General features: G+C 73.4%; 10 protein-coding genes and 1 pseudogene. 6 read left to right on the top strand and 5 right to left on the bottom strand.

What is annotated here, in order from left to right; all coding sequences use genetic code 11:
* The first annotated feature begins 136 nt into the window (after positions 1-136).
* Entirely contained in the window at positions 137-1813 is a 1677-nt protein-coding gene (locus tag DJ476_RS00385) for an ABC-F family ATP-binding cassette domain-containing protein (protein ID WP_112489505.1), read from the top strand.
* A gap of 100 nt (positions 1814-1913) precedes the next feature.
* On the opposite strand, the gene DJ476_RS00380 is transcribed toward DJ476_RS00385, so the two are convergent.
* From DJ476_RS00380 to DJ476_RS00360, 5 genes are all read right to left on the bottom strand, one after another.
* Positions 1914-2138: a hypothetical protein gene (locus DJ476_RS00380; RefSeq protein ID WP_018487766.1), complete on the bottom strand. Its 225-nt coding sequence runs from the start codon at positions 2136-2138 to the stop codon at positions 1914-1916.
* 114 nt (positions 2139-2252) lie between these two features.
* A complete protein-coding gene (locus tag DJ476_RS00375; RefSeq protein ID WP_112489504.1) occupies positions 2253-2873 on the bottom strand; it encodes a hypothetical protein in 621 nt (206 codons plus the stop codon).
* Between the two features lie 6 nt (positions 2874-2879).
* Positions 2880-3500: an L-threonylcarbamoyladenylate synthase gene (locus tag DJ476_RS00370; protein ID WP_053557928.1), complete on the bottom strand. Its 621-nt coding sequence runs from the start codon at positions 3498-3500 to the stop codon at positions 2880-2882.
* Positions 3501-3658: 158 nt separating this feature from the next.
* Positions 3659-4675, bottom strand: a complete 1017-nt coding sequence (locus DJ476_RS00365; RefSeq protein ID WP_103420766.1) for a hemolysin family protein — start codon at positions 4673-4675, stop codon at positions 3659-3661.
* Positions 4672-6009 (bottom strand): hemolysin family protein, encoded by a 1338-nt coding sequence (locus tag DJ476_RS00360; RefSeq protein WP_103420767.1) that lies wholly within the window; start codon positions 6007-6009, stop codon positions 4672-4674. Before DJ476_RS00360 ends, DJ476_RS00365 begins: the two co-directional genes overlap by 4 nt.
* Positions 6010-6273: 264 nt before the next feature.
* Here DJ476_RS00360 and DJ476_RS00355 point away from each other — a divergent pair, with 264 nt between their 5' ends.
* The 5 genes and pseudogenes from DJ476_RS00355 (at position 6274) to DJ476_RS00335 (ending at position 11605) form a co-directional block, all read left to right on the top strand.
* Positions 6274-7269: a sporulation protein gene (locus tag DJ476_RS00355; protein WP_112489503.1), complete on the top strand. Its 996-nt coding sequence runs from the start codon at positions 6274-6276 to the stop codon at positions 7267-7269.
* A 323-nt stretch (positions 7270-7592) separates the two neighbouring features.
* A complete protein-coding gene (locus DJ476_RS00350) occupies positions 7593-8027 on the top strand; it encodes a hypothetical protein (RefSeq protein ID WP_112489502.1) in 435 nt (144 codons plus the stop codon).
* A gap of 98 nt (positions 8028-8125) precedes the next feature.
* Positions 8126-9333, top strand: a pseudogene (locus tag DJ476_RS00345) (lycopene cyclase family protein).
* On the top strand, positions 9330-10046 hold the full coding sequence (locus DJ476_RS00340) for a class I SAM-dependent methyltransferase (RefSeq protein ID WP_103420774.1): 717 nt from the start codon (positions 9330-9332) through the stop codon (positions 10044-10046). The pseudogene DJ476_RS00345 and the gene DJ476_RS00340 overlap by 4 nt, the downstream one beginning before the upstream one ends.
* A complete protein-coding gene (locus DJ476_RS00335; RefSeq protein WP_112489501.1) occupies positions 10046-11605 on the top strand; it encodes an FAD-dependent oxidoreductase in 1560 nt (519 codons plus the stop codon). The genes DJ476_RS00340 and DJ476_RS00335 overlap by 1 nt, the downstream gene beginning before the upstream one ends.
* Positions 11606-11642 lie beyond the last annotated feature (37 nt).

The raw sequence follows: 11642 nt of genomic DNA, 5'->3' as shown, positions 1-11642 counted from the left end.
GACCTCGGTGCTGAGCCCGTCCCTCCCTTCGCAGGACCGCTCTCCCCACCACTCTCCGGCCCCGGGCCGGGTCGCCGCGTGCTTGTTCGCATACGAAGCCCCTTTCTCCTCCGAGCTTCCGACTGCGAGAACCACCATGAGCCATCCCACCGCGCCCGCGGCCTCCGTCACCGTCTCCCACCTCACCTACCGGTGGCCCGACGGCACGGACCTCTTCGACGGGCTCTCCCTGACCGTCCCCCGGGGCCGCACCGGCCTCGTCGGCACCAACGGCACCGGCAAGTCGACCCTGCTGCGGCTCCTCGCCGGAGAGCTGCGCCCCACGAAGGGATCCCTCACCGTCGGCGGGAACCTCGCCCATCTGCCCCAGAACATCACCCTGGACACGGAGCTGCGCGTCGACGCGGCCCTCGGCATCGCGGAGCGGCGGGCCGCCCTGCGCGCCATCGAGGCCGGGGACGTACGGGAGGAGCACTTCGAGACGGTCGGTGACGACTGGGACGTGGAGGAACGCGCCCTCGCCACCCTCGGCTCCCTGGGACTCGGCGCCGTCGGGCTGGACCGCACCGTCGGGCAGCTCTCCGGCGGCGAAACCGTCCTGCTCCGCCTCGCCGCCCTGCTCCTGGAGCGCCCCGACGTCCTCCTCCTCGACGAGCCGACCAACAACCTGGACCTCTTCGCCCGCCGCAGGCTCTACGACGCCGTCGACTCCTGGCGCACCGGCATCCTGATCGTCGTCAGCCACGACCGGGACCTGCTGGAGCGGGTCGACCGCATCGCCGAGCTGCGATCCGGTGCCGTCAGCTGGTACGGGGGCGGCTGGTCGGCCTACCAGGAGGCCCTGGCCACCCAGCAGGAGGCCGCCGGGCGGATGCTGCGCTCCGCCGAGGCCGACGTACGGCGCCAGCAGCGCGAGCTGGAGGAGACCCGGATCAAGGTCGCCCGCCGCCAGCGCCACGACAAGAAGCTGGACGACCGGCGCAAGGCTCCGCGCATCGTCGCGGGGGAGCGCAAGCGCTCGGCCCAGGAATCCGGCGACCGGCTGCGCGGGCTGCACGAGGACCGGCTGGAAGAGGCCCGCGAGCGCAGGGAGGAGGCCGCCGAAGCCGTCCGCCGGGACGCCGAGATCAAGGTCAGCCTGCCCCACACCGCCGTACCCGCGGGCCGCACCGTCCTGACCGTACGGGAGCTGAGCCTCCCCTACGGGCGGCTGCGCGGCGGCAGCCTCCAGGTCGGGGGCCCCGAACGCATCGCCCTGGTCGGCCGGAACGGGGCGGGCAAGACGACCCTGCTGCGCACCGTCACCGGGGAACTGGCACCGGGCGAGGGCGAGGCCACCGTCTCCGTGCCGCTGAAGTTCCTTCCGCAGCGGCTGGACGTCCTCGACGACACCCTGAGCGTCGCCGCCAACGTCGCCCGCACCGCCCCCGGCACCACCGACAATCAGATCCGCTCCCAGCTCGCCCGGTTCCTCTTCAAGGGCGCCCGCGCCGAGCAGCCGGCCGGTACCCTCTCCGGCGGCGAACGCTTCCGGGCCGCGCTTGCGGCGACGATGCTCGCCGCCCCCGCCCCGCAGCTCCTCCTGCTGGACGAGCCGACGAACAACCTCGACGTGGGGAGCGTGCGGCAGCTGACGAGCGCCCTGGAGTCCTACGAGGGCGCCCTCCTCGTCGCCAGCCACGACCTGCCGTTCCTGGAGTCCGTGGGCATCACCCGCTGGATCGTGCTCGACGACGAGCTGCGGGAGAGCGACGCGGAGGAGGTCCGGGCACTGTTCGGCAGCCCGGACCCGGCCGCGGCGGGCACCATGTGACGCGCGCCGGGATCCCCGGCGTACCGGTCGTGGTCGGCGAGCACCTCACCGATCACGTACCGGTTCGCCCGCGCCCGCTCCCCGTCGGACCGCAGGCGGCTCAGGCCGCTTCGTAGTGGTGGGCCCGTCCGCCCCGCCACTCCACCCAGACCGGGTTGTCGAGGAGCCGGTCCGCTTCTTCGAGGCCGGCCTCGCTCAGGAACACGATCACGTCGTGGTCGCTGTGGGCCAGCCCGAGTATCTCGTCCCGGCCTTCGTAGTGCACGGTCACCCGGCGGCCGCCCGAGGGGGTCGGCCGGTGGATGACGATGGGGGGATTAGCCATGGGTCCACCCTGCGACGCGCCCCGCCCCCGCGCATCCCCGGCCCGCCCCCTCCGCGAGCGGGCCGACGGAGGCCCGCCGAAGGCACCCGCCCCTCCCCGGGGCCGAAGGGGCGCTCACCGCGCGGCGGCGCCGAGTTCCACCGTTGTGGTGACGCGCACCAGGGACGGGGTGCGCGGGGCGGAGCCGAACCCGAAGGCGACGGGCGGATCGAGCGGGGCGAGCGGCCCGAGGTCCACCCCGTCCAGCACGGCGTCGGCCGCCACGACCGGCCGCAGCCCCCGCGCCCCGTACCACTCCCGCCGCCCCGGACCCGCCCGGCCCAGGGTGCGCACCCCGGGCAGCAGCAGCCGGGCCGGCACATCGCACAGGGCCGCCCAGTGCGGGCTGCGGACGAGCGGGGCCGGTACGGCGGAGAGCAGCCGCCCGAGTGCGGACGGGCGCCCGGCCCGCAACCGCAGCGACAGCGGCCCCGCCTCCACACGCCAGAGCGTCCTGGTCCCGGTGACGGCCACCGGGACCACCTGGATCCGGTCGAAGCGGTACGTGGCGGCGACGAACTCCGCGATTCGAGCGGAGGGCGCGAGCAGCACCCGTACGCCGTCGGGATGCTCGACCATCACGTCGCTGAACGCCCCGAACGGCGAACGCGGCCAGTGCCCGACCACCAGCCGGGTGCCCGAGGCGGTGCCCACCCCGGCGATCCAGCCGTCGAACCGCAGCCGTTCGCCCGCCACGGCCGCCTACTCGAAGCGGGACGGGTCGCCGGCGCCCCGCCGGACGATCTCCGGCTCGTCACCGGAGAAGTCGATGACCGTGGTCGGCTCGGTGCCGCAGTCACCCGAGTCGATCACCGCCTCCACCTCGTGGTCCAGGCGCTCCTTGATCTCCCAGCCCTGCGTCAGCGGCTCCTCCTCGTCCGGCAGGAGAAGGGTGCTGGAGAGCAGGGGCTCGCCCAGCTCGGCCACCAGCGCCTGGGTCACCACATGGTCGGGGATGCGGACACCGACCGTCTTCTTCTTCGGGTGCAGCAGCTGGCGGGGCACCTCCTTCGTCGCCGGGAGGATGAAGGTGTAGCTGCCGGGCGTGGCCGCCTTGATCGCGCGGAACACGTCGTTGTCGACCCGGACGAACTGCGCCAGCTGCGCGAAGTCGTGGCAGACCAGCGTGAAGTGGTGGCGGTCGTCGAGGTTGCGGATGGTCCGGATCCGGGCGATGCCCTCACGGTTGCCCAGCTGACAGCCCAGCGCGTAACAGGAGTCGGTCGGATACGCGACGAGCGCACCGGAACGGATGCTGTCGACCACCGTGCTGATGGTGCGCGGCTGGGGATTCTCGGGGTGCACGTCGAAGTACTTGGCCATCCAGCGAGCTTACGTGCTCACGGGCGGCTCGTCCGGCGTCCTCATGGATATCCGGAAGCGGCCGGTCCGGGCGACGGCCGCAACGCGGGCCATGCGGACCCGACAGCCGAGGAGGCGGCCCGGAACCCGGACCGCCTCCCCTTCACACTTCCGTGCGGTCAGACCGAGGCGGCGCCGACCAGCTCCTCCAGGACGTCCTCCATCGTCACGAAGCCGATGACCGTCCCCTTGTCACCCGCGACGGCGGCCAGATGCGTCCCGGCGGCGCGCATCGCCGTGAGGGTGTCGTCGAGCGGGGTGTCGATCTCGACCCGGATGACCGGGTGGATCGCGCTCGTGGGCAGCGGCCTGGTGCGCTCCGCCACCCCCAGGGCGTCCTTGATGTGGAGATAGCCCAGCACCCCGTCGTCCGGCCCGGTGACCGGAAGCCGGGAGAAGCCCGAGGCGACCGCCGCCCGCTCCAGCTGCTGCGGGGTGATGCCCAGGTCGACGGTGACGGTCCGGTTCAGCGGGACCATCACCTCGCCCACCGGCCGGGTGCCCAGCTCCAGGGCGTCCCGCAGCCGCTCGCCGTCGGCCGGGGCGAGCAGCCCCGCCTCGCTGGAGTCCTTCACCAGCCGGACCAGCTCGTCGTCGGTGAAGACCGACGCGACCTCGTCCTTGGGGTCGACCTTCAGCAGCCGCAGCAGGGTGTTGGCGAGGCCGTTGATACCGAAGATGACCGGGCGCAGCGCCCGGGTCAGCCACACCAGGGACGGGCCCAGCGCCAGGGAGGTGGCGACGGGCGCGGCCAGCGCGATGTTCTTCGGGATCATCTCCCCGATGAGCATGTGGAGGTACGTCGCCAGGGTCAGCGCGATCACGAAGGCGATCGGGTGGACCAGCGGCCCCGGCACACCGATGGCGTCGAACGGCGGCTCCAGCAGGTGGGCGATGGCCGGCTCCGCGACGGCGCCCAGCACCAGCGAGGAGATGGTGATGCCGAGCTGGGCGGTGGCCATGGCGGCCGACAGGTGCTCGATGCCCCACAGGGTGCTCTTGGCCCGCCGGCTGCCGCGCAGGGCCTGCGGCTCGATCTGGCTGCGGCGCACGGAGATCAGGGCGAACTCCGCCCCGACGAAGAACGCGTTCGTCACCAGGGTGAACGCGCCGATGAGAAGCTGAACGGTGGTCATCGGGCGTCCTCCTCCACCAGGGTCAGGGCCGGGAGGGGCGCGGTGATCCGCACCCGGTCGGCCCGGTGGTGCTCGATGTCGAGCACGTCGAACTGCCAGCCGTCGACCTCCAGCCGGTCCGCGCGGACCGGGATGCGGGCGAGCTGGTTGGCGAGGAGCCCGGCGAGCGTCTCGTACGGGCCCTCCGGCGCGGTGAAGCCGATCCGGTCGAGCTGGTCGAGCCGGATGCTGCCCTCGGCCTCCCAGACCTGACGGCCGTCACCGAGCGGCTCGGCCGGTGCCAGGTCGGGGCGCTCGTGCGGGTCGTGCTCGTCGCGGACCTCGCCCACGACCTCCTCCACGATGTCCTCCACCGTGGCGACGCCCGCCGTACCGCCGTACTCGTCGATGACGACAGCCATGGTCCGGTGCTTGCGCATCTGCGCCAGCAGCCGGTCCACGGGCAGCGAGTCCGGTACGAGCAGGGGCTCGGTGGCCAGTGCGGTGACCGGGGTCCGGGTCCGCTCGGACTCGTCCAGGGCCAGGACGTCCCGGATGTGGATCGTGCCGATGACGTGGTCCAGGCTGTCGCGGTAGACCGGGAAGCGGGAGAGGCCGGTGGCCAGCGTGAGGTTGGCGGCGTCGGCCGCGGTGGCGTGGGCCTCCAGGGCCCGGACGTCCACCCGGGGCGTCATCACGTTCTCGGCGGACAGCTCCGCCAGGTGCAGGGTCCGTACGAACAGCTCCGCCGAGTCCTCCTCGATGGCGCCCTCACGGGCCGAGTGCTGGGCGAGGGCGATCAGCTCCTGCGGGGTACGGGCCGAGGCCAGCTCCTCGGCCGGCTCCAGGCCGAACCGGCGCACGGCCCGGTTCGCGGTGTTGTTGAGGTGCCGGATCAGCGGGGCGAAACAGGCCGTGAACGCGCGCTGCGGGCCGGAGACGACCTTGGCGACGGCCAGCGGGCTGGAGATCGCCCAGTTCTTCGGGACGAGTTCACCGACGACCATGAGGACGACGGTGGACAGCGCCACACCCAGCAGCGTCGCGACCGTGGACACGGCGCCCGCCGGGAGCCCCACGGACTCCAGGGAGGGGCGCAGGAGCACGGCCAGGGACGGCTCGGCCAGCATGCCGATGACCAGGGAGGTCACGGTGATGCCGAGCTGCGCGCCGGACAGCTGGAACGTGAGCCGCTTCGCGGCCTTGAGCGCACTCTCGGCGCCGCGCTCACCGGCCGCGGCCGCTCGTTCGAGTTCGCCGCGCTCGATGGTGGTCAACGAGAACTCGGCCGCGACGAAGACCGCGCACGCCAGCGTCAGCGCGAGGGCGAGGAGGAGCAGAAGTACTTCGCTCACCGTGTCACCTCCGTCCCTTGGTGTGCAGGGGCAGGGATGACACGGCTCGTACTGGGAGGCTCACCCATTGCGGTACCGCAGCTCCTTCTCTGTTCGGGTCGTCGTACTCGACGTCGGGGGCGGGGAAAACCCGCCTTGATGATAGTAAAGGGACCGCAAAGCAAAGGGGAGTGGCGGGCATCACAGCGCGGGTCGGCCGATCGGCGGGCTCTGAGCAGGTGTTTGAGCCCTCCGGAGCCAGAGTCTAAGGAGTGGACGGCCGACATGGTGTTCAAGAAGTTACTGGGAGCCCTCGGGGTGGGTGGCCCCTCCGTCGACACCGTTCTGCAGCCCGATCCCGCCCTTCCGGGCGGTGCTCTCTCGGGTGAGGTGCGGCTGAAGGGCGGCGGGAGCGATGTGACGGTCGAGGGGATCACCCTCCTGCTGGTCGCCCGCGCCGAGATGGAGGGCCGGGACGAGGAACACGAGGGCACGGTCGTGCTCGAACGGTTCACCGTCGGCGGTGGCTTCCGGCTCGCGGAAGGCGCCGAGCACTCCGTGCCGTTCACCGTCACCCTGCCCTGGGAGACCCCGGTCACCCACCTCCACGGCCAGCACCTGGGCCCCGTCCTCGGCATCCGGACGGAGCTGGAGGTGGCCGGAGCCCGGGACAAGGGCGACCTGGACGCGTTGACGGTGGCTCCGCTGCCCGCCCAGGAAGCGATCCTGGAGGCGTTCGGGCAGCTCGGCTACGGCTTCAAGTCGGCGGACCTGGAGGTCGGTCACATCCGGGGCACCGGCCAGCAGCTGCCGTGCTACCAGGAGATCGAGATCGTGCCGCCCGCCGAGCACGCGCACGCGGTGAACGAGATCGAGGTGACGTTCCTCGCATCCCCGGGCGGTCTGGAGGTCGTCATCGAGGCGGACAAGCGGGCCGGGCTCTTCTCCGGGGGCCACGACACCGTGCACCGCTTCACCACCTCGCACCACTCCGTCCCCCAGGCCGACCGCAACGCGGAGGTCGACGGCTGGCTGCGGCAGGTGATCGGCGCCCACGCGGCCCCGTACCCGTACGCCCAGGGCGGCGGGCACCACGACGCCCACCACCACGACGGCCACCACCGCTCCGGCCCCAGCACGGGGGCGGTGGTGGCCGGAGTCGCGGCGGGGGCCGCCGTCGGGATCGTCGGCGGCATGGTCGCCGCCGAGGTGATCGACGAGATCGGTGACGCCTTCGAGGGCGATGACGACGGCGGCGGGGAGGGCGACGAGGGGGAGTGACCCCTCGGAGCGACCCCGGCGGGACGACCTAGGCGGGATGACCTGGGCGGAGTGATCCGCCGAAGTGATCCCGCGGAGTGGTCCCGCCGGGGCGGCCCCGTGCCGAAGCCTTCAGGGGCGTCGGCACGGGGCCGTCGCGTTCCCGCGCACGGAACGGCGTAGGAGGGACGGCTTGCGCGGGACGGGACAGGACGGCTCTTGGTCCGGGTGGCGCTCACGGCAGGTGTGGGAGGCCCTCGACGTGGAAGGTGGGGGAGTGAACCACCGCCCTGACGCCGGGGAGCGAATCCACCCCCCTGGCGTCGATGCCGACCAGGAGACCCATGACCGCCGAATCCCGGCCTCCCGACCCGAGCCACCAGCGCCCCGAGGGGGTCAGCGACACCACCGTCGAGGCGCTCGGCGCCCTCTCGAAGGCGCTGGAGACCGCCGAGCGGGCCCGGGGCGCGCTCTACACCTTCCACCAGCTCACCGGGAGCGCCGACCTCAGCCTCGACGACGCCGTACGCCTCCTCCGCGAGGCGGGGCACGGCGACCAGGCCGACCGGGTCGAGCGGGAGATCCTCGGCCGCAACGTCATCCCCGGCCACTGGACCTTCCAGATCGTCGAGGAGTACAACGCCACGTACTACGACGTGTTCCGGACGGTCGAGCAGGAGATCCGGGGCGAACTGGCCGAGGGCCGCGACCATGTGTACGAGGCCGAGATGAAGGAGGCCCGCCGCACGCGGGGGCACCCGGACCACACCGCGACCTGAGGGGTGTCGCACGCATCCGTCCGGCCCCCTCGTGCGGAAGGATGCGGTACCGGCCCAGCCGGGAAGGAACCCCTGCCCGATCGACCGAGAGGGAAGCCGTGCCCGACCCCGACGTCGTCATCGTGGGCGCCGGAGCGGCCGGGCTGAGCCTGGCGTACCACCTCTGCGCGCCGGGCGGCGCCGTACCGCTGTCGGTCCTCCTCGTCGACGCCCCGCCGGGTCCCCTGCGGCCGCCGCCGCGCACCTGGTGCTACTGGGAGCCGCCGGGCGGCCCGTACGACTCCGCCCTCGCCGCCTCCTGGCCACGGCTGCGGGTCCGGGCGGCCGACGGGGCTCCCACGGTGACCGACCCGTCCCCCTTCCGCTACAAGATGCTGCGCTCGGACGCCTTCGAGGCCCTGGTCGGCAAACGGCTCTCCGGCGCACCCGGCTTCCGCCGTATCGAGGCCACGGTGACCGCTGTCCAGGACACCCCGGACGGCGGCGCCGAAGTCCTCACCGAGGGCGGCCGGGTGCTCGCCCGGGGCCGCCGGGTCTTCGACTCCCGGCCGCCCCGCCGTCTGCCGCCCGCCCGCACCACCCTGCTCCAGCACTTCATGGGCTGGTTCGTCCGCACCGAGCGCCCCGCCTTCGACCAGGCGACCGCCGACCTGATGGACTTCCGCACCCCGCAGCCGCCGCGCGGCCTCTCCTTCGGCTATGTGCTGCCGCTCGACCCGCACACCGCCCTGGTCGAGTACACCGAGTTCTCGCCCGCCCCCTGACCGCCGACGCGTACCGGCGCGCACTGCACCACTACACCCAACAGGTCCTCGAACTGGGGGAGTTCCACGTCACCGCAGAGGAGCGCGGAATCATCCCCATGACGGACGGTCACCTGGCGTCCCGTGCGGGGCGGTCGGTGTACCGCATCGGCACCGCCGGAGGCGCGACCCGCCCCTCCACCGGCTACACCTTCGCGGCGGTCCAGCGCCAGAGCCGGGCCGTCGCCGACGACCTCCGTGCCGGACACGGGCTGCGCATACCCGCGCCGTACGGGGCGTGGCCCCGGGCGATGGACGCCGTCCTGCTGCGGGCCCTGGACAGCGGGCGGGTGACCGGCGCCGACTTCTTCACCCGCCTCTTCCGGGAGGTGCCCGGCGAACGGCTGCTCCGCTTCCTGGACGGCCGCTCGCGGCTCCACGAGGACCTGCTGATCGGCCTGCGCACCCCGGTCGTCCCGATGCTGCGGACCGTCCTCGAACTCCCCTTCCGGCCGAGAACCGGACCACCTCCACCGACCGCCCCCGAGGAGAGCACCCCATGACCCTGCTGCGCGGCGACGCCCTGTCCGCGGCCTTCGACCACGGCTCCGCCGCCTACGACCGGCTCGTCGCGGCCAGCCCCGGCTACCACGCCCATCTCCGCCGCTCCGCCCGCCGGCTGGGGCTGCCGGACGGCGGGCGCGGGCTGCGCGTGCTCGACCTGGGATGCGGTACGGGCGCCTCCACGGCCGCGCTCCTCGCCTCGGCCCCGTACGCGCGCATCACCGGAGTCGACGCGTCGGCGGGCATGCTGGAGAGGGCCGCCACGAAGAGCTGGCCGGAGGGCGTCGACTTCGTGCACGCCCCGGTCGAGGAGCTGGCCGGGCGGCTGCGTTCCGGCTCCTACGACGCGGTGTTCGCCGGCTACCTCTTCCGCAACCTCACCGACCCCGACAAGGCGCTCGATCTCGTACGGGGTCTGCTCGCCCCGGGCGGGCGGCTCGCCGTGCACGAGTACACGCTCGGCGGATCGCCCGTCCACCGCGCGGTGTGGAACGCCGTCTGCGCCGCGATCATCCAGCCCGCCGGACGGCTCGCCGGGGACGCCCGGCTCTACCGCCATCTCCGGCGCAGCGTCGTCGAGTTCGACACGGCCCCCGCCTTCGCCGGGCGGCTGCGGAGGGCCGGATTCACCGACGTACGCGTCCTGCCGCTGCCCGGCTGGCAGACCGGGACCACCCACACGTTCACCGGCCGCGCGGGGGAGGAGGCGTGATGTTCCTACGGGACAGCGGCAGCGGGCACCGGCGCGGCAAGGACCGCCGGGCGGCCGTACTCCCCGCCCCGGAGGGCCGGCCCCGCTTCACCGGACCGGACGCCCCCGCCGTGGCAGTCGTCGGCGGCGGCATCGCCGGAATCGCGGCGGCCACCCTGCTGGCCGAACGCGGGGTCCGTGTCACCCTCCACGAGAGCGAACCGAGTCTCGGCGGACGGCTGTCGGGCGGGCCCACCGAGCTGGCCGACGGCACCACCGTCACCATGAGCCGCGGCTTCCACGCCTTCTTCCGGCAGTACTACAACCTGCGCGGCCTGCTCCGCCGGGTCGACCCGGGCCTGGACTCGCTCACCCGGCTGCCCGACTACCCGCTGCGCCACAGCTCCGGCCTCCACGACAGCTTCGCCCGCGTGCCGCGCACCCCACCCCTCAGCGCCCTGGGATTCGTCGCGCTCAGCCCCACCTTCGGCGTACGCGACCTGGCCCGGATGAACCCCCGCGCCGCCCTGCCCCTGCTCGACGTCCGGGTGCCGGAGGTCTACGAACGCCTCGACTCCACCAGCGCCCACGACTTCCTCACCCGCATCCGCTTCCCCGAGGCGGCCCACCACCTGGCGTTCGAGGTGTTCTCGCGCAGCTTCTTCGCCGACCCGCGCGAACTCTCGGCGGCGGAGCTGGTCCTGATGTTCCACATCTACTTCCTCGGCTCCAGCGAGGGCCTGCTCTTCGACGTCCCGGACGAACCGTTCCCCACCGCCCTCTGGGACCCGCTCCACCACTATCTGGCGGGCCACGGCGCCGACGTACGGACGCGCACACCGGTCCGGCAGGTGCGACCCCTGCCGGACGGGGGGCTGGACCTCACCACCGACCAGGGCACCACGCGGTACGACGCCGTCGTCCTGGCCCTGGACAGCGGCGGGCTGCGCCGGGTCGTCGCCGCCTCCCCGGAACTGGGCGACGCCGAGTGGCGGGACCGGATCGAACGGCTGCGCACCGCCCCGCCGTTCCTGGTCTCCCGGCTCTGGCTCGACCGGCCGGTGGGCTACGACCGGCCCGGCTTCCTGGGCACCAGTGGCTACGGCCCCCTGGACAACATCAGCGTCCTGGAGCGCTGGGAGGGCGAGGCCGCACGCTGGGCCCGGCGCACCCGGGGCTCGGTCGTCGAACTGCACGCGTACGCCGTCGCACCCGACGCCGACCGGGGCGCCGTCCAGAGTGAGGTGCTGCACCAACTGCACCGGATCTACCCGGAGACGCGGAGCGCCCGCATCGTCGACGAGCGCCACGAGTGGCGGGCGGACTGCCCGCTGTTCCCCGTGGGCGGCTATGCGGACCGGCCGGGCATCCGCACCCCCGACCCCGCCGTCACGGTGGCCGGGGACATGGTCCGCACCGGGCTGCCGGTGGCGCTGATGGAACGCGCGGCCACCAGCGGCTTCCTCGCCGCCAACGCGTTGCTGGAGCGGTGGGGCGTACGCGGGCAGACACTCTGGACCGTGCCGCGCGCGGGACGCTCGGCGCTGCTACGAGGGCTCGCGGCGCTCGGCGCCCCTTGAGGGCTGGGCGCCCGCTGACGGCTCGGTACCCCTGGCG

The organism is Streptomyces bacillaris, from assembly GCF_003268675.1.
Lineage (GTDB): Bacteria > Actinomycetota > Actinomycetes > Streptomycetales > Streptomycetaceae > Streptomyces > Streptomyces bacillaris.
The sequence above is the reverse complement of the archived record's forward strand: the minus strand, read 5'-3'. Positions and strand labels throughout refer to the sequence as shown.

Excerpts from the sequence above, each read along its gene's own strand:
- DJ476_RS00385 (WP_112489505.1), top strand. The coding sequence starts at position 137 with ATGAGCCATCCCACCGCGCCCGCGGCCTCCGTCACCGTCTCCCACCTC.
- DJ476_RS00350 (WP_112489502.1), top strand. The coding sequence starts at position 7,593 with ATGACCGCCGAATCCCGGCCTCCCGACCCGAGCCACCAGCGCCCCGAG.
- DJ476_RS00370 (WP_053557928.1), bottom strand. The coding sequence starts at position 3,500 with ATGGCCAAGTACTTCGACGTGCACCCCGAGAATCCCCAGCCGCGCACC.
- DJ476_RS00340 (WP_103420774.1), top strand. The coding sequence starts at position 9,330 with ATGACCCTGCTGCGCGGCGACGCCCTGTCCGCGGCCTTCGACCACGGC.
- DJ476_RS00335 (WP_112489501.1), top strand. The coding sequence starts at position 10,046 with ATGTTCCTACGGGACAGCGGCAGCGGGCACCGGCGCGGCAAGGACCGC.
- DJ476_RS00380 (WP_018487766.1), bottom strand. The coding sequence starts at position 2,138 with ATGGCTAATCCCCCCATCGTCATCCACCGGCCGACCCCCTCGGGCGGC.
- DJ476_RS00355 (WP_112489503.1), top strand. The coding sequence starts at position 6,274 with ATGGTGTTCAAGAAGTTACTGGGAGCCCTCGGGGTGGGTGGCCCCTCC.
- DJ476_RS00365 (WP_103420766.1), bottom strand. The coding sequence starts at position 4,675 with ATGACCACCGTTCAGCTTCTCATCGGCGCGTTCACCCTGGTGACGAAC.